23 protein-coding genes are annotated in these 16,869 nt (G+C 67.8%); 21 read left to right on the top strand and 2 right to left on the bottom strand.

All coding sequences use genetic code 11. From position 1 onward, the window contains the following. The first annotated feature begins 21 nt into the window (after nt 1-21). From BN4251_RS02275 to BN4251_RS02200, 16 genes are all read left to right on the top strand, one after another. Nucleotides 22-249, top strand: coding sequence for a hypothetical protein (locus BN4251_RS02275; RefSeq protein WP_140398356.1), 228 nt, complete (start codon nt 22-24; stop codon nt 247-249). Beyond that, entirely contained in the window at nt 246-527 is a 282-nt protein-coding gene (locus BN4251_RS02270; RefSeq protein WP_087483542.1) for a hypothetical protein, read from the top strand. Before BN4251_RS02275 ends, BN4251_RS02270 begins: the two co-directional genes overlap by 4 nt. 22 nt (nt 528-549) lie before the next feature. After that, nucleotides 550-957: a hypothetical protein gene (locus BN4251_RS02265; protein WP_087483541.1), complete on the top strand. Its 408-nt coding sequence runs from the start codon at nt 550-552 to the stop codon at nt 955-957. 5 nt (nt 958-962) lie between these two features. After that, nucleotides 963-1,292 (top strand): hypothetical protein, encoded by a 330-nt coding sequence (locus tag BN4251_RS02260; protein WP_140398355.1) that lies wholly within the window; start codon nt 963-965, stop codon nt 1,290-1,292. A 13-nt stretch (nt 1,293-1,305) separates the two neighbouring features. After that, nucleotides 1,306-1,650 carry a hypothetical protein gene (locus BN4251_RS02255; protein WP_087483539.1) on the top strand — a complete coding sequence of 115 codons (345 nt, stop codon included), beginning with the start codon at nt 1,306-1,308 and terminating at the stop codon, nt 1,648-1,650. Next, nucleotides 1,634-2,008: a minor capsid protein gene (locus BN4251_RS02250; protein WP_087483538.1), complete on the top strand. Its 375-nt coding sequence runs from the start codon at nt 1,634-1,636 to the stop codon at nt 2,006-2,008. The genes BN4251_RS02255 and BN4251_RS02250 overlap by 17 nt, the downstream gene beginning before the upstream one ends. A 13-nt stretch (nt 2,009-2,021) precedes the next feature. After that, nucleotides 2,022-2,543: a phage tail tube protein gene (locus BN4251_RS02245; RefSeq protein WP_087483537.1), complete on the top strand. Its 522-nt coding sequence runs from the start codon at nt 2,022-2,024 to the stop codon at nt 2,541-2,543. A gap of 75 nt (nt 2,544-2,618) precedes the next feature. Beyond that, entirely contained in the window at nt 2,619-3,014 is a 396-nt protein-coding gene (locus BN4251_RS02240; protein WP_087483536.1) for a DUF7426 family protein, read from the top strand. A 65-nt stretch (nt 3,015-3,079) separates the two neighbouring features. After that, nucleotides 3,080-3,298 carry a hypothetical protein gene (locus tag BN4251_RS02235; RefSeq protein ID WP_087483535.1) on the top strand — a complete coding sequence of 73 codons (219 nt, stop codon included), beginning with the start codon at nt 3,080-3,082 and terminating at the stop codon, nt 3,296-3,298. Between the two features lie 24 nt (nt 3,299-3,322). Further along, nucleotides 3,323-6,847, top strand: a complete 3,525-nt coding sequence (locus BN4251_RS02230; RefSeq protein WP_087483534.1) for a tape measure protein — start codon at nt 3,323-3,325, stop codon at nt 6,845-6,847. Further along, the gene (locus BN4251_RS02225; protein WP_087483533.1) at nt 6,847-7,584 is read left to right on the top strand and encodes a hypothetical protein; all 738 of its coding nucleotides are present in this window, start codon (nt 6,847-6,849) and stop codon (nt 7,582-7,584) included. Before BN4251_RS02230 ends, BN4251_RS02225 begins: the two co-directional genes overlap by 1 nt. Further along, a complete protein-coding gene (locus BN4251_RS02220) occupies nt 7,575-8,681 on the top strand; it encodes a hypothetical protein (RefSeq protein ID WP_087483532.1) in 1,107 nt (368 codons plus the stop codon). The genes BN4251_RS02225 and BN4251_RS02220 overlap by 10 nt, the downstream gene beginning before the upstream one ends. Then, nucleotides 8,678-9,352 (top strand): hypothetical protein, encoded by a 675-nt coding sequence (locus BN4251_RS02215; RefSeq protein WP_087483531.1) that lies wholly within the window; start codon nt 8,678-8,680, stop codon nt 9,350-9,352. The genes BN4251_RS02220 and BN4251_RS02215 overlap by 4 nt, the downstream gene beginning before the upstream one ends. Nucleotides 9,353-9,420: 68 nt before the next feature. Beyond that, complete coding sequence (locus BN4251_RS02210; RefSeq protein WP_087483530.1) at nt 9,421-11,622, top strand: pyocin knob domain-containing protein; 2,202 nt, start codon at nt 9,421-9,423, stop codon at nt 11,620-11,622. A gap of 87 nt (nt 11,623-11,709) precedes the next feature. Beyond that, on the top strand, nt 11,710-12,774 hold the full coding sequence (locus BN4251_RS02205; protein ID WP_087483529.1) for a hypothetical protein: 1,065 nt from the start codon (nt 11,710-11,712) through the stop codon (nt 12,772-12,774). 11 nt (nt 12,775-12,785) lie between these two features. After that, nucleotides 12,786-12,995 carry a hypothetical protein gene (locus BN4251_RS02200; RefSeq protein ID WP_087483528.1) on the top strand — a complete coding sequence of 70 codons (210 nt, stop codon included), beginning with the start codon at nt 12,786-12,788 and terminating at the stop codon, nt 12,993-12,995. A gap of 18 nt (nt 12,996-13,013) precedes the next feature. On the opposite strand, the gene BN4251_RS02195 is transcribed toward BN4251_RS02200, so the two are convergent. Beyond that, nucleotides 13,014-13,925, bottom strand: coding sequence for a hypothetical protein (locus tag BN4251_RS02195; RefSeq protein ID WP_087483527.1), 912 nt, complete (start codon nt 13,923-13,925; stop codon nt 13,014-13,016). 99 nt (nt 13,926-14,024) lie between these two features. Beyond that, a complete protein-coding gene (locus tag BN4251_RS02190) occupies nt 14,025-14,228 on the bottom strand; it encodes a hypothetical protein (RefSeq protein ID WP_087483526.1) in 204 nt (67 codons plus the stop codon). A gap of 130 nt (nt 14,229-14,358) precedes the next feature. On the opposite strand from BN4251_RS02190, the gene BN4251_RS02185 reads away from it, so the two are divergent. From BN4251_RS02185 to BN4251_RS02165, 5 genes are read left to right on the top strand one after another with little or no spacing between them, the layout of a single operon-like run. After that, on the top strand, nt 14,359-14,553 hold the full coding sequence (locus BN4251_RS02185; RefSeq protein ID WP_087483525.1) for a hypothetical protein: 195 nt from the start codon (nt 14,359-14,361) through the stop codon (nt 14,551-14,553). Further along, nucleotides 14,553-15,704 (top strand): peptidoglycan recognition protein family protein, encoded by a 1,152-nt coding sequence (locus BN4251_RS02180; RefSeq protein ID WP_087483524.1) that lies wholly within the window; start codon nt 14,553-14,555, stop codon nt 15,702-15,704. Before BN4251_RS02185 ends, BN4251_RS02180 begins: the two co-directional genes overlap by 1 nt. A 3-nt stretch (nt 15,705-15,707) precedes the next feature. Next, complete coding sequence (locus BN4251_RS02175) at nt 15,708-16,130, top strand: hypothetical protein (RefSeq protein WP_087483523.1); 423 nt, start codon at nt 15,708-15,710, stop codon at nt 16,128-16,130. Between the two features lie 4 nt (nt 16,131-16,134). Continuing rightward, entirely contained in the window at nt 16,135-16,548 is a 414-nt protein-coding gene (locus tag BN4251_RS02170) for a hypothetical protein (protein WP_087483522.1), read from the top strand. After that, nucleotides 16,545-16,811, top strand: coding sequence for a phage holin (locus BN4251_RS02165; RefSeq protein WP_212647572.1), 267 nt, complete (start codon nt 16,545-16,547; stop codon nt 16,809-16,811). Before BN4251_RS02170 ends, BN4251_RS02165 begins: the two co-directional genes overlap by 4 nt. The last annotated feature ends 58 nt before the right edge of the window (nt 16,812-16,869 follow it).

Genomic DNA, 16,869 nt, shown 5'->3' with positions numbered 1-16,869 from the left:
CCGGGTGACTTCCTCCCTCCCGTGAACGCGGGCAAGAGCGGGGAGGAAGGGAATCCGCACGGCCCGAACGTGTACGCGCCGGGCATCCACGGCGAGCAGGGCATCCGCCCGGTTCGTCCCGGCGCTGTCTCCGCAGATGCCGCCACCCAGTCGACGGAGGAGTCGGCGCACGCCTCGCAGTGGCAGGGCGTGGAAGACGCTCCGGAGCCCGATCCGGAGCCGACTGACCCTGAGGAGGGCACCCCGTGAAGATCCGCACCAAGAACCCCGAGTTCACCGGTACCCGTGCCGGTATCAAGTTCGTGAACGGCGTCGGTGAGACCAGCGACGAGAAGGCCATCGGCCAGCTCAAGCGTCTCGGTTACACCGTCGAGGACGAGAGCGACGAGGACGGCGAGGCCCCCGCGGGCAACGCCTCCCGCGACGACTGGGCCGCCTACGCGAAGTCCAAGGGCTTCGACGTCCTCGAGGACTGGAAGCGGGACGACATCAAGGCCCTCTTCCAGGGCGAGCCCGAGCAGGACTGATCGAGAGGGGAGGTGGGCGGCCATGCGTGACTACACCAAGGTCATGGACGCGGAGACCCGAGAGAAGTGGGGCATCCAAGACCTGGATGACCATGATCTCGAGTCGGCGTCCGCGACGGTCGCCCACCTCACCCGCGCCGCGATCTACCAGACCACACCCGACGGGTACCCCACCGGGGACCTCGCCGACGTGTTCGCCGCCGCGACCGCCGCGCAGGCCGTCTACACGGCAGAAACCGGCGACCCCACCGGTGCCGCGGCAGAGTCCGGGAGCGTGTCCCTGGGGCCGCTGTCGCTCACCTCGCGGCCTGGTGGCGGGCAGCGGTCGGCGCAGGCCCGGATGGCGGCACTGTATGCCCCGAAGGCGCTCGAGATCCTCGCCGCGAACAGCCTCCTCAACGGGACAGTCGGCAACAGCGCATGGGGGTGAGCCTGGTGAAGATCCCCCGCCGCCTCGTCCCCCACACCATCGTGTGGGAGCAGAAGCTCACCGATGACCAGGGCTGGGGCGACGACGAATACGCACCCCCCGTGGAGGTGCCGTGGGTCCTCACCGTCGACGCGACCGAGGAGGAGCAGGCCACTGGCGCGACCGAGCTCGTCTCGTCCGCGCGGGTCCACACGAACGGCGACCCGATCATCTCGGTCGGTGACCGGGTCACGATCTGGCCCGGGCAGCCGCGGGAGCGGACCGAGACCGTGGAGCGAGTCGACCACTACGAGCACCCCCGATCCCCCACCGTGGACGTCCTCCACCTGAGCTGACGGGAGGTGCTTCATGGCTGACTTCCACGTCTCCTGGCGAGGCCCCCAGATCGCCCAGCAGGTGAATGGCGCGACCCGGGCAGCGCTCGGCAAGGGAGCCTCGTTCATCCTCGCCCAGGCCATCCCCCGCACCCCGTTCCGTGACGGTGACCTCCGCTCGAGCGGCGGCACAGACGTCGACGACGACCGAGCGAGCATCTACTTCGACACCGAGTACGCCGCACGGCAGCACGAGGAACTCGGGTGGCGGCACCCCAAGGGCGGACAGGCGAAGTACCTCGAGAACACCATGCTCGAGGAACGCGGCCGCGCCCAGGACATCATGGCAGCGGAGGTGCGGCGTGCCCTCGGTGGATGACGAACAGCTGACCAGGCACCTGCGCACCCTGCTGCAGGGCATCGAGTTCCGCGACGGGCCCGCCATCGCCGCGAAGCGCCTCGCCTCCTCCCCCGATGCTGGCATCGCGATCACCGTGTACGCCACCGAGGACGACACCACCGCCCGGATCCGCAGGGTGCAGTTCTGGTGCCGCGGCCGCCCCGGTGACCCCTTCTCTGCGGACCGCATCGCCGACGACCTCCTCAACGCCCTGCACTGGCTCCACGCAGACGCCGTGATCAGTCGTGCGCAGCGGCTCTCCTTCGCCCTCCTCGGCCAAGACGGCAACGGGCGTGACGAACGCACCGACAACTACCAGATCATCCTCCGACCCTGAAAGGGGCCCACCCATGAACACGTACGACCCCAGCATCGAAGACTCCCAGTACGGCTTCTCCTACGAATACGGCGTCGACATCGAGATCGCCGGCGCCTGGCAGCCGATCCGCCGCATCACCGGCGTCGACCCCCAGGTCACCCCCGTCACCGTCGAAGCCGCAACCTACGACGACCTCGGCTCCCCCAACTCCCCGAAGATCGGCGAGAACTGGACCCTCGGCTTCCAGGTCCAGCAGCAGCGCCTCGCAAGCGGCTCCTTCACCGAGGAGGTCGAGGCGCTCCTCGCCCTCGCCGAGCCCGACGCCGTCGGAGAGCTCGCGTTCGGCAGGTTCCGCTGGTACGACAAGCCCGCCGACGGCACCCCCAACCCCGACCACGCATTCGAGGGCGAGGGCACCGTGCAGATCACCCGCGCCCAGACCGGGAACGCCGAGATCGGATCGTGGACCGTGTCGATCACCGGCCGCGGCCGCCGGAAGAAGATCGCGAACCCGTTCACCGGCTGGGTCGAGGAGACCGTCCCCACCCCCTGACCCACCACCTCTTGAGGGCCCCGTCGAGCACATCGGCGGGGCCCTCCCCATCTCACAGGAAGGGCCAGACGCCCGATGAAGGACCTCTCCGCATTCGCCGCCGACACGCTCGACATCAACCTCGGCAGGGGCCGCAAGGTCTCCATCGACCCCCCGTCCGCCGCTGACGGCGCGAAGCTCGCCGCGCTCGTCACGCTCGGCGCAGCCGTCGCCACCAACGACGTGAACGACGGTGTGAACGCGATCGCCCAGAACCTCCTCAAGGACCTCGACACCGAAGGCCTGCACCGCCTCGCAGTCGGCGACGCGTACGACACCATGCTCGAGCAGGGCTGGCCCGGCAAGGACGTCGAGACCGTCTGCACCTACGCCACCTACTACTGGACCTTCGGCGAGGACACCGCTGATCAGATCCTCGAGTCGCGTGAGAAGGGGCCGCGGGGAAAACTCCGACGACGTGGGAGGAACTAGCCCCCTACGGGGTCGGCACCCCCGACGCTGACGGGATCTACCCCGACTACCGCCTCCCCGCTGAAATGACGAAGGCGGAAGAGCCCGGGGTCAGGGTCCCGTGGGCCGCGATCTACCGCGACTGGCCGACCGTGGTCGTCGACCTCGCGCAGACCTACCACGTGCACTGGCATCAGGCGCTCGCCTGGCCGTGGCCGGTGATCCGCGGCTACGTCGAGGGCCTGTTCACCGAACCGTCCTCCCGCGTCTACCGCACCCACATCCAGCCCCTCGTGAAGGGGTGACAACCGAATAGCAGGAGGTTGCCCATGGCGCTCGAGGTTGGCGAGCTCGTCTCCTACCTGCGGATGGACGACAGCGATTTCCAGCGGAAGCTGTCCAGGAACGGCATCGACCTGCAGCGCTTCGGTCAGGGCGCCATGCGTGCCCTGCAGCCCGTCGCGACCGGGTTCGCGGCCGGCACCACCGCCGCCGCTGGCCTCGCCGCGGCTCTCCTCCGCCAGGGCGTCGCCTACAACACCCTGCAGCAGGCCTCCCGTGCCGCGCTCACCACCATCCTCGGCTCCGCCGAGGCGGCGAACGCGCAGATGGACAAGCTCGACGACTTCGCCCGCAACTCCCCGTTCGCGAAGCAGGTGTTCATCGAGGCGCAGCAGCAGCTGCTCGGCTTCGGCGTCGCCGCCGAGGACGTGATCCCGGCCCTGTCCGCGATCCAGGACTCCGTCGCCGCCGTCGGCGGGTCGAACGAGGACATCTCCAACGTCACCTACGCGCTCGCGCAGATGCAGGGCCAGGGCAAGCTGACCGGCGAGACCCTGAACATGCTCGGCCAGTACGGCATCGACGCCGCCTCCATCCTGGGCGAGTCGATGGGGAAGACCGGCGCGGAGATCCGCGACATGGCCTCCAAGCCCGGTGGCATCCCCGTGGCCGAAGTGTGGACTCCCCTCGTCGAGTCGCTCACCGAGCGTTTCGGTGGCGCGGCTGAGGGTGTGAAGAACACCTGGGTCGGTGCGACGGACCGCATCAAGGGCGCGACCCGCGACCTCGGCTCCGCCCTCGCCGCACCCTTCGTCGACCCCCAGGGCGGCGGTAAGGCACTCGACTGGGCGAACGGGTTCGCGGACCTCCTCCGCGCCGTAGAGCGCCAGGCCGGCCCCCTGATCGAGGTGCTGCTGCCGAAGATCCTGCCGCTCGCGGACGGGATCACCGCGCGGCTCGAGGACGCCGCAGCCGCGGTCGACAGTCTCGACATGCAGCAGCTGATCGCACAGCTCGGCGGTGTCGGCGAGTACGCGGCGCCCCTCGCTGCTGTGTCGGCGGCGCTGTTCGCGATGGGTACGCAGGCCGCGCCGATCAAGGCGCTCGGCCTGTCCCTGAACCCCGTCGCCGCCGCGCTGGTCGCGATCGTCGCTGCGTCTCCTGACGCACGGGGCGCGGCTCTCGACCTCCTCTCCTCGTTCGCCGAGCTGAAGGACGAGGCTGGCGACCTCGTCCTCGCCGTCGGTGACCTCGGGAACGTCCTCATCGACGGACTGGTCCAGATCCTCACCGCCATCGCCGGCCCCGCTGGCGAGGCTGGTGGAGCGATCGACCTGCTCGAGCTCGGCATCGATGGACTCACCGCCACGATCCGGCTCGTCACCTCCGTTGCGGAGCCGCTGCTCGGCTTCCTTGCGGGGCTGATCGAATCCGCGTCCGGTGCGGAGGGGCCGATCCTCGGCGTCGTCGCCGCGCTCGTCCTCATGCGGGGAGTGGACGTCAGTGGTGTCATCACACGCCTGACCGACGCTCTCGCCGCTGGCAGGACCACGTGGGCGGCCTCCCAGGGCACGCTCCAGGCGCTCGGCCGTGAGGCCGGGATCATGAACACCTCGATGATGACCGCACGGGCCGGAGCGATCGCGCTCGGTACTGCGGTCAAGGGACTCATGATCGCGAGTGCCCCGATGCTCGCGATCACCGCCCTCGCCGGCGTGATCGGCCACTACATGCAGCAGTCGGCAGAGGCGAAGGCGCTCACCGACGACCTCGCAGACTCGTTCGATGAGCTGACCGGAGCAGCCACGGCAAAGACCGACCGGCTGATCCTCGACCAGCTGAACGAGTCGCTGACCGCTGGTGACTGGGACGTGCTCCGCGAGATGGGGTACGACTACACCGCCATCATCGAAGCGGTGAAGGCGGGCGGGCCCGAACTCGAAGCGCTAGAGGCTCAGCTGGATCGCACCACGTCCGCAGGGCGGAAGCGTTCGATTCAGACCGGTGAGACGATCGAGGTGACCGAGGCTGAGGCTGAGGCATCCCGTCGCCTCAAGGGTGAGCTGGAAGGTCTCGGCCCGGCCTATCAGGACGCGATAGCGGAGGGCGAAGAGCAGCAGAGACAGCTTGAGGCCACCGGCCAAGCGGCAGAGCTCACTGCCGACCAGCTCTCTGGCGTTGCGCGGAGCACGAAGCTCCTCGAGGACGCACTCGCGGTCCTGTCGGATGAAACGTCGTCGGCGGATGAGAAGCTGCGTGCCCTCAAGGAGGCTCTCGACCTCATCGCGGGCGGCACCCGCTCCGCAGAGGATGCCGCGTTCGCGTACGCCGACAACGTCAGGGAGACCACCGATGCTGTCTCGGAGCTCGCATACGAGCAGGAACAGCTCGACGAGATCCTGAACGACGACGGGTCGCTCAACAAGCAGTCGAAGGCAGCATCGGAGCTGCGAGACCACTTTGGTGGCCTGGCAGACGACGCCAACACCTGGGCGGTCTCTCTCGCTGAGCTCGGCGACACCGACGGCGTCAGGGACGTATACGACGGGCTCTACGAGGACATCCTGGCCGTGGCTGAGGCCGCGAACCTGGGCGCCGAGGAGACGAACGCGCTCATGCTGTCCCTCGGGATCCTCCCTCCGGAGGTGATGACCGACGTCGTCGTCAACGGCGAGGACGCCGAGCTCGCGACACTCCGCGTCGGAGACATGCTCGACCGTCTCCCCGCTGAGGTCGTCGCCGCGATCTACGGCGACACCACCGGCCTCGACGAGGCGGTCAACAAGACCGACCTCCAAATGGCCTACGTCGCCGGCCTGTCCGCTGATCCGATGATCGGCGCGGACGAGTCGGAGAACCTCCGCATCGTGTCCGCCGCAACGGCAAGGCTCGAAGAGCTCGACGGGATGGAACCCACCCCGGAGATCAACGCGGAGAAGGCGCTGCTCGAGAACGTCGTCGCCGGCGCGAAGATCGACCTCGACTCGATCCCCGACAAGACCGCTGAGGTCATCGCCGAAACGTACGGGTTCGACTCGGTGGAGGCGCTGAAGCGGGCGATTGACCGGCTTCAGTCGAAGACGATCCAGGTCCGGACGAACTACGTCACGTCCGGGACACGGCCCCGCATCGCTACTGGTGGACGGAACATCGCGACAGTCGACGCGGATGGGTCCGTGCACCTCCCCAAGGGGAAGCGGTACGCGGACGGCGGCGTGGAGCATCGCGTCGCCCAGATCGCTCCTGCTGGGGCGTGGCGGGTGTGGGCGGAGGAAGAGACCGGCGGGGAGGCGTATGTGCCTCTCGCGCCGCACAAGCGTGCCCGGTCCCTCGCGATCATGCACGACGTCGCCGCGAGGTTCGGACACGTCATGGTCCCTGTCGGCGCTCAGCGGTTCGCGGACGGTGGCATCTCAGGGCGGGGGCGCAGCACCGTCGCCCAGCCGGTCGGGAATCAGTTCTCCTACAGCCCAACCATCACGGGGCCCGACGCTCACGTGGTTGAGGCTCGAGCGTTCCAGTCGTTCAAGCACTGGACCGAGACTCAGTCGACAGGAACCAGGGGGGCTTGATGGACGCGTTCTCCTGGTGCGAAGACGACGACGTTTCGATCGAATGGGCCGGGATCGAGTTCTCCTCTAGGCATGACCGGTTCGAGTACCCGAAGTGGAAGCTACGGGAAACGGACTGGTTCAATGGCAGCGCCGATGAGCCGGAGAAGACCCGAGCACCGCGCGGGATGTGGGCGGGCGCGTCCCACTTTGCGTCCCGCACGGTGTCCTGGTCCGGGATCCTTGAATGCGAGTCGAGCGTCGAGCTCGTCGATGAGATGCGCGCCCTGCAAGGCGCGCGCGGCGACTCGCTAAAGGTGTGGGAAGTCGACGTTGGGCGGCAGGCGGTGTGCGAGAAGGTCCAGACGCAGATCACTCGCTTGTCGGATCGATTCGCTCGCTATTCGGTGGTCGTGGTGCTCGATGATCCACTGATCTCGTCCATCGATGAGCTGTCGCTCGCTCCGTCTCGAGCTGTGACGAATCACGGTGCGGTGCGGGCTCGTCCGGTGGTGTCGGTGACGGCACCCGGGCAGCGGCCGACGGTGACGATTGGGTCGTGGTCTACGCGCGCGCCACGGAACCTCGGAGCCGGGGAGGTGTTCACGGTGGACTGCCGCACCGAAACGATCTACCTGGGCGGTTCCGCGGTGTTCCCGATCCTCCCCGCCTTCCCGTCGATCCGGCCCGGCGCGACCGCGACCATCTCAACATCGCACGGGACCGGGACAGTGGATGGGGTGTCGGCATGGATCTGAAGACCTGGCTGGTCGACTCTCTGACCGGTGACGTGATAACCCGCGTGCACATGACGGATCGCTCGAGATTCACGTCGGTGATCGGTGGCGGGCGGATGACCGGAGAGGTCGTCCTGTCGTCGCTGCGGGACCGGGACGGATCGAGAGATACGAGTGCTCTGCTGACCGTGCTGCAGGCGATGGGCGGTGGCCGACATTCGATCCTCCTCACCTCCGGGACGGAGACGCTCGGTGAGTGGGTGGTGTTCGGGTACGTCCGGGACCACGACGCTGCCACCGCTGCCGTGTCGGGGTTCGAGTGGGACGACTACCTGCAGTACCGGTCGATCCACACGGACTTCAAGTACACGAACGCGGACGCCGGCCAGATCTACCACGACGCGATGGTCGACGTGTTCAACACCTTCCAGCCAGCGGATCGGGAGATCGTCGTCTCGACCGCCCCGACGCTCGGGCACCGCATGGACATGAAGACCCTCCCCCGCACGGGCTATTACTCCGACCTCATCGGGGATCTGGACGCGCTGGGGCTGACGGAGTGGCGGATCGTCCCGACCGCTACCTGGGCCGACGGCGCGCCCGTGAAGGTGACGCGCACGGTCACGTATCAGCAGCCGATCCTCTCGACGCCGCACCCGGACCCGCTGGTCAAGGCGGGGCCAGGTGAGCGGGGCGGGAACCTCACCGAGTTCTCCCGCTCCTACGATTTCTCCCGCATCGCTGGGACCGTGATCGGGTGGGGTGCGGGGAAGGGCAAGAAACAGCGCTACGCGATGTCGCAGGACGGGAATCACCTGTCTCGGGGGCATATCGCGATCACCCGCAACGTGCACCATTCCGGCGAGTACAGCAATGCTCAGCTGCAGATGAAGACCGACCAGGTGCTCGCTGACAGCAAGGACCCGTGGCAACCCACCCAGGCGACGGTGGATGGTCGTCGCCTCTCGCGGCCCCCGGTGATCGGTGGGGTGCATGACGTGTCGGTAGCGCCCGCGTGGACCTACCCGGAGGGCGGGTCGTGGCGGATGCGCGTCGGCCAAGCCACCTACGCGTATGGGTCCCCGCTCGTGGATGTGGAGATGGAGGAAGTCGAATGACCTGGAATGGCAGGGTCACCGTGCATGATGATCTCTCCCGCCTCCATGCCTCGTCCCGTGCTGGGGATACGTCCCGCGAGATCGGGTACTCATCGGTGACGGAGGGTGAGGGGTCCCTCGATCTCCTCACCGAGTCCGGGGATGTCCGCGCTTCGCTCGGGGACCAGCCCGATGGGCGGTTCGGCGTGTCGATCTGGCACCGCGGCTCCCTGCGTTTCATCCCGGATCTGATCCAGGATCTGCAGGACGAGGACGACTCCCTGTCGGGACGGATCACGACCGCGCAGGACACGGCGACGAACGCCCGTGGCCGCGCGGATGCCGCGTACACGCGGGGTGATGATGCGTGGGACCGTGCCGGGCGTGCGCTCGCGGATGCGGCGACCGCGCAAGCGACGGGGACTAACGCCCGTGGGCGCGCGGACGCCGCGTACACGCGCGCGGATGACGCCTGGGATCGTGCGGGGCGTGCGCTCGCGGATGCCGCGACGGCGCAGTCCCGTGCCGACTCGGCGCACAACCGGATCGACGGCCTGGATTACGCGACGCCGGGGGAGCTATCTGCGCTGCGGGACCGGGTCGCGTCGGTCGAGTCCCAGATCGATGTCATCGACTCGTGGCTGCGTCAGCACACCGGCTACCCCAGTGGTGGCCTGAACCCCAACAGCTGACTCTTCCCTCGTTCTCGCCCCTTCGCCGCTCGGTGCCGGGGGCTTTCTCTGCTGCCTAGGAGGCACCTATGACCAGCACTATCGTGCCGCCGGTCGATCTCGCGCCCGGAATGCCGTCCCGCGTCGTGACAATCTCGGCCACCGATGTGACCGAGGGCGGCACGTCTCTTGAAGGGCAGATGGTCCGCTTCGCCCTGTCCGACACGCTCGACGTCACCTCCGGTGGTGACGTGATCGCGAAGACCCAGGCCGAAGTAGTCCTGGACAGCAACGGTGAGGGGCGGATCCGTCTCCCCGTCTATGACGAGGACGTGAAGACCTGGTGTGGCAAGGACTGGGCGATCCTCGTCACCGCGTCGTGGGGGTCGCAGAAGGCGATCCGCGTCCCCGCTGGCACGTCCGCGATCGCGCTGTCGGCTCTCCCGAACATCCGCCCGCTGCGCGGCCGGGAGGTGCAGTGGGCGCTCACGGGTGCCGGGATCACTGTCGTGGAAGGCTCGCAGTGGGGCGCGACGGTGTCCCTCGATGGCGGTGTTCTTCAGTTCGTACTCACCGTCCCGCCGGGCGGCACCGCCTGGTACAAGGGCGCGCTGGGATCGAGCGCGGACCTGGACACCCTGGCAGATGGTGCCTACGTTGTCGTCAACGGGGACGTGGCCGAAGCCATCGGCCTTCCGGAGAGCCTGAACGGCGTGGTCGAATCCTACGAATGGGTCGGACTGCAGCGCTACCACGTGAAGACGACGGGCGAGCAGCGCACATGGCAGCGGTCCAGGTTCAGCGACGGCTGGGCGTCCTGGGAGCGAGTCGATGGGAACTCGTGGTTCAAGGGGAACCTGGACGAGCAGGATGCTACAACGCTCGCCGGGCTCGGGCCCGGCCTGTACCTGGTGCGGTACGTCGGCACCGCCGAAGCGTTCGGGCTCCCGCAGCGCCTCATCGGGCAGCTCGAAGTTGTTGATGCGGGCACGCAGCGCCGGATCACCTTCGCGCCGAACGATTCGGGGTCCGGGTTCGGGGCGAAAGCGGTCTGGGAGGTCGCCACAAACTCCGAGGGGAATCTCCGCGACCGGTGGCAACGCTCGGACAAGCACATCATGCGCTCCGCTCCGGTGGTGCTCACGGCCCCGGCTGGCGAGTATGGCCCGGTCGCTGTGTCGCGCGAGGCGGTGCGGCTCCCGTTTACCGTCCCCACCAACGTTTCCCGTGTCCGCGTGCACATGCGGCCCTGGAACTACCGCACCGAGATCGAGTGGGGTCCGGCACGGCTCGAGGGCGTGATGATCGCTCAGGCTGCGCAGAACGGCCTCGGCACGATCACTGGCTCCCGCTGGTACGCCCCGAACGCGGCAGGCGCGACAGTGCCCGGAGCGGGCTGGACGTCCGAGTGGTTCCATGTCGGCCTCACTCCCGGCAGCACGTTCCTGCTGTCCTACGGAGCAGAATGGCTGGACGCTTCCCGCGACCTCGTCTCCGGCAAGTGCTGGGCGCACGCCGACCGGGCGAAGTACGACACGACCGAGGAAGCGGTCTACGGCAACGGCTGGGGCGGGTTCACGCTGCAACCAATGGATATTTGGATTGAGTGCGAGGCCCCATCGAACGTGCCGATCAACATGTATATCGGCGCGTCGAACAACGTGTTCGCTGGCACGTCCTCGGTGTTCATGTCCTACCCGACCCAGCACGCTCGCCGCAACGGTGCGTTCTGCGCCCTGACGGCAGCGGGTGGCTGGTCGATCATGGACGCGTCGATGCACAAGGCCGACATCATCAACCGCTTCGGCTACCCGACCCGCATCGCTGACCGCATCTATCTCGACATGGGATCGAACATTGAGGCCCGTGGCGCGACCGCTCAGGAAGCTATCGCCGAGATGGAACGGTGGATGAACACCCGCCTCAACGCGCTCGGGAATCCTCCGGTGCATCTGCTGACGCAGATTTCGCGGTGGACCAGCGACAGCACGGGCGACTCTTACGGCACGCTCTCCGACTGGAACCAGTGGATTCGGTACGAGGCGACGAAGCGGCCCGAGGTCGTGGCTCTGCACGATCAGGCCGCGATGTTCGCCGACCCGGAGAAGCCGTGGACGGCGAGGGTCGAGCTGCGGGAGTCGCCGACTGATGTGCATTTCAGCGAGATGGGGCAGAAGCTCCGGGCGCAGGCCCTCGATGGGGAAATCACCCTGCCGATGCTGACCGCGAAGAACCCGTCCGAGATTGGCGGCGTCACTTATGTGGGTGATGGCGTGTACGAGATTAACTAGCCCCGCCCGTTAACCCGTTGGCCCCCGCGCAGTTCCTTGCCGGGGGCTTTCTGTATGCCCTGTTTTTGGGGCAGGAACAGGAGCATCATGGCGCAGATTCACGCGCTCACACCAGAAGGCAGACTCCCCACAGCAGCAGTCGCGCATGTCGAGGAGGTTATCGACGCCGCCACCCCCCACGTCGGGCCGTGGCGGGACATCACGGCGAGGCTGGACTCCTCACGGGTCATCGGTGGGCGCGTCTACATCCGCCGCAGTGAGGGTTTCGTCGAGTACAGCATCGCGGGGCTGGCGACGGACAGCAACGGGGTGATTCTGACGTGGGGAGACCTGCCTCTGGAATACCGCCCCACTGCGGGAACGAGTTTCCTGGTCTACGGAGAGAACGGGTCTGATGCCGACCTCACCCCGAACTACGGCGGGGGGATGTCCCTCGCCCGGAGCGACCAGGGGGTCCCCTACTGGGGCACCGGGAGGCTGGCAACGGATCAGCAGTGGCCGACCGAGCACCCGGGAGTCGAGGCGGGCTGGGGAGAACAGCCCGATCTGGCGCTGTCCCCAGCAGACGCGGCCCAGATGATCGGTCGGGTCTCCACGGACGTGGACGGGCTCGGTGCACGGCTGGCAATCGTTGGCGCGGGACGTCCAGACGTCACCGGGTCCATGATCGGTTCCGTCGCATCCGCTGTCGCCGACGCCCCCTCCGGGACGACGTTCGTTTCCACGGACGGGCCGCAGGGCGCGTGGCAGTGGCAGAAGCGCGGCACCACCTGGACTGTCACGGACGGCACCATCGCCCCACGGGACGTCCCGTTCATCGACGGGACGATCCTGACGACCCGCCCAGGCATCTCCACGACAATCTCCCGCACTGGAGACCGGGTGACGCTCTCCATCGTCAACGTGCTTGCCGTGTCGTCCGCCCCGTTCTCGCAGGCCCAGCAACCCATCCCTGCCGGGTTCCGGCCCGCGCAGGAGTTCAACGGCCTCCTCACGAAGGGGAGCGCGGAGCAGCACGCCCGACTCCTCGTGCAGACCTCCGGCAACGTGATCGTCGCGTCCGCTAGCGGGCTCAGCGGTGCGTGTGCCGCAACGGCGTCGTGGGTGACTACGGACCCGTGGCCGACCACCCTGCCCGGCGACCCCGCCTGAAAGGCGCACCAATGGACCTGACCACCCTCACCGATGAGCAGCTCGACGAGCACCGGCGTGCGGTGCTGATCGAGCAGGAGCGCCGCGCCAAGCTCGCGCAGCTCCCCGACCAGCTCGCCGCGATGGCGCGTGATGCCGCCGCGGCGGGCTGTGACCGTGACGAGCTGCTCGAGCGGGTCGCCGACGCGCTCACGCCGGAGCGGGTCGCATTTGAAACATGACCCGCCACAGAGCAGAGGTCAGCGGCTCTCGCGCCACTTCCGCCACGCCTGCATAGCGTTGCCAAAGTGATGGCGGAACTCCTTCGGTGTGACCTTCCCGTGCCCCTTCACCTCGCCCTTGTAGAGCGCGAAATGGCGGCTGCCCGACTTCGAGACGCCGGCGTCTTCCTTGACCCCCATCGCGTCCTTGAACGGGCCGTAATGGCTCTCCCGGAAGCGGGAGTCGTCCTCGCTCTGCGCGAAGTACACGAAGTTCTCCAGCGGCCGTCGACGGTAATGGCGGACCATGTCGAACCGCTCGGGAAAAGCGCTGATGAGCTTCACGGGATCCCAGCCCGGCCAGATTTTCGAGAAGTACCGCTCCGACTGCACGGGCAATGCGCGGGCGATACTGGTCGTGCCTTCATGGAGATAAGCCATCGACCCCGGCACCAAGGCAGACAGTCGCAGCGCCGGGAACCCGCCACCAGACCCGCCGACGAACACGACATGCTCCGCGCCGGTCTTCCCTTGCGCCTTCCGCACTGCCTTCAGGATGGAGTCCAAAGGGTCGAACCCAGGTCCTCCGAGGAACCATGCCAGCAGCAGCTCACCGTCCGGGTCCATCGGGATCGTTGGGTCCGCGAACGCCATGAACGCTGGCGACTTCATCGCTCGGAACGTGGCGACGCGAGCGAACAGAGGGTAGATGTTCTTTCCCGGCCTCGCAGCGCCGGGGAACGTCACGATGAGTTCGTCGCTGCGCTTGAGGTGCGCGTAGAAGTCCAGGGTGAGTCCGCTACCGATGGGGGCGGTGTGCACGGCGGTCGCCTGACCGTTGAACCGAAGCATCCCGAGGCTCTTCTGATGCACCAGCGGCACGCCGTAGAAGTCGTTCCACGTCTCGCGCAGTCCGGTGTGCGGGTTCGTGGTGGCGGCGTGCTGATCCATGCTTGGAATTGTCGCGGACGCCGCGAGCGAGATGCGCCGTCGTCATCGGTTCGTGATCCCACCGGCACCTGGGCAGGGGCCGGAATCACACAGTCGCGACTACAGCTCTCGGAGCTGCTGCACCACGTCCTCGATCCGGGACAGGGTTCTGCCGAATTCGCCATCGTCTGCGCGGTGCAGATCGTCGGCCAGCGCATGCAACTCCCCGACTCGTGCGAGGAGATGGTCGCGCCGAGCCTCAGCTTCTTCGGCCTCAGCAGACGCGACTTGAGGGTCCGAGTGTTCCCGCGGCATCGAAGACATGCCTCCTTTCTACCGGAGCATTCCGGCAACTACCTGGTAGGTGGGGTCGCCGTGACCAGGTTGCAACTCCTTTCACAGCCCGCGCTCAGCGGGCATCTCATCACGCCCCATCTACCGAAGGAGCACCACCATGAGCGTCCCTGACTACCGCGAGGACCCCGAGCAGGAGCTGTACGGCGACGAGCACGAGCCGATCGAGGACGACACCGCCGACCAGATGATCGACGGCGAGCACCCCGATGGCGACTACCCGCCTGAGATCTACGACGACGACCCGGAAGAGCCGATCGAGGACGAGCCGGCAGTCGAGGACGGAGAGGACTGATGGCGCACAAGATCCTGCCGAGGTCGGCGTGGTCGTCGACCAGCGCTCGCGGCACCGGCATCACGTGGTCGCGAGTCCGCGGCATCGTCTGCCACTACCCCGCTATGGGGAAGGCGGTCGGCGTGCTCACCCGGGCGCAGGAGGCGGCGCGGTTGCGCGGCTGGCGCTCGTACCACGTGAACTCGCTCGGCTGGATGGACATCGGATACTCCTACGCGATCGGCCAGTCGGGGCGGATCTACTCGCTGCGCGGTGATCGCGTCGGTGGCCACACCTACGGTCACAACTCCACCACCCTCGGCGTGCTGTTCATCGTCGGCGACAACGAGCCCCTGACCGCCGCGGCGAAGGCCGCGTTCCGGGCGCTACGGGCCACGCTCCGCAAGCGCGGCGCGTCCTCGGGCGTGTGGGGGCACCGGGAGATGTCCGGGAACTCCACCCGCTGCCCTGGCCCGTTCATCATGGGCTCGATCCGTGACGGGTCCCTCACGGGCAGCTCCGCCGGAGCGTCGAATCCGAGCACCCCCTCGAAGCCGAGCACTCCGAGCACCGAGTTCGCGGACGTGGACAAGACCCAGGCCTGGCTGAAGGAGCTCGGCTTCGACCCGGGGCCGCTAGATGGCATCTACGGCACGAAGACCGCTACCGCCACGAGGGCGGCGCAGGAGGCTCTCGGAATCACCCCGGTGGACGGCCGCCCCGGCCCCACCACTCGCACCCATCTGGAGGATGCAGTGACCACTCTCGACAAGATCAGCAAGGACCTCGCGACGATCAAGCGGACGCTCGAGCCCGGAATCGCGGGGAAGCGCACCGACGGCGAGCTCGTCTCCGCGCTCCGCGGGTTCCGGAACGACATCCCGGGCATGGTCCTCGACGCCCCCGTCGACCTTGAGGGGAAGTGGAAGGGCCAGCAGTCCACGCTGCGCCGGATGCGGGCCTGGTACGCGGAGGATCTGCGGCAGATCAAGGCGGGGATCGCCACGTCCCGCGCCGCGGTGCTCGAGGCTGTGCAGGAGACCGGCAAGGCGCAGGGCCTCACCGATGAGCAGGTGCAGGCGATCGCTACCGCTGCGGCGGAGGCGTCGGCGCGGGTGTCTGCGGAGGACGTGGCCGGGCAGCTCGAAGTCAGCGTTCGAGACGAGGACTGATCCATGCTCTCCTCGCCGTACCCCGTGCCGCCTGATCGGTGGCTGCGGGCCTTCATCATCGGTGCGTGGCTCGCCGCGACCGCATGCGGGATCTGGGTCCTCGCCTACCCTCCCCGCACCTACGCAGGATTCGGGCTGATCGTCACGTTCCTGTGGGCCGGGCTGATGATCACCGGATCACTCCTCGTCCTCGCCGGGAACATCACCCAGCGATACCGGATCGAGCTGCCCGGCCTGATCTTCGCACTCGGCGGCGTGATCCTCTACGGGCTCCTGTCCTGGGATCAGGTCATCTCCGGGACGTGGGGGTCGGGGCCGCGCGCCCTGCTGCTGGTCATGCTCGCGTTGCTGATCTCGCACCGCGCCCGGATGCTGACCCTGATCCACCGCAGGCTGCAACGACTCGACGACGTGGCACGGGGGTAAGCGTATGGATGTCCCCGCCATCCTCACCGGGGCAGTCGCGGCCGTCTTCAGTGGCGGCGGTATCTGGGTGGGTCTACGTCTGTGGGTGGACCACCGCAAGAACCGGTCCGACGGGCGCCGCGCTGACCGCGACATCGAGGCTCAGCGCGAGGAGCGCGCGATCTCTGTCATGGAGCGTGCGATGACCCGCCTCGACTCCGAGGTCACCCGGCTGTCGAAGAGTGACGAGTCGAACCGGTCCCGCATCACCGACCTCGAGAAGTCGAACCGCGAGCTAGCGGAGGAGAACCGCGTGTTCCGCAACGTGATCGTCGGCGTACTCGAGCGCCTGCGCCGGCAGCCCCCGGATGAGCCCGCGTCGATTCTCGAGTACATCCTCAAGCACCTCCCGCACTTCCGAAAGGACCCCACCCCATGAACAAGTACCGCGCCAACGTCCCGACCGTCATCGGCAACCCTGCCCGTGTCATCGCGCAGCCGCGCACGCGCCGCTGGATCTACGGCATCGCCGTCGCCGCCGTGCCCCTCCTCGTCGCGTACGGCGTGATCGCGGAATCGGACGCGGCACTGTGGATCGGCCTCGCCGGCGCGCTGCTGGGTAGCGGTGTGCCGGCCCTCGCCACCGTCAACACGGACGTGCCGGCAGAGCGGGACCCGAACCTGCGAGCCGGGGACGCCTGATGTACGTCTGCCCCCGCTGCGGCGCGACCTACGAGGACCACACGAGCGCCGAGTGGTG

The organism is Brachybacterium massiliense, assembly GCF_900184245.1.
GTDB lineage: Bacteria > Actinomycetota > Actinomycetes > Actinomycetales > Dermabacteraceae > Brachybacterium > Brachybacterium massiliense.
Note: the sequence above shows the minus strand (reverse complement) of the source record. Positions and strands in the feature narration are given on the sequence as shown.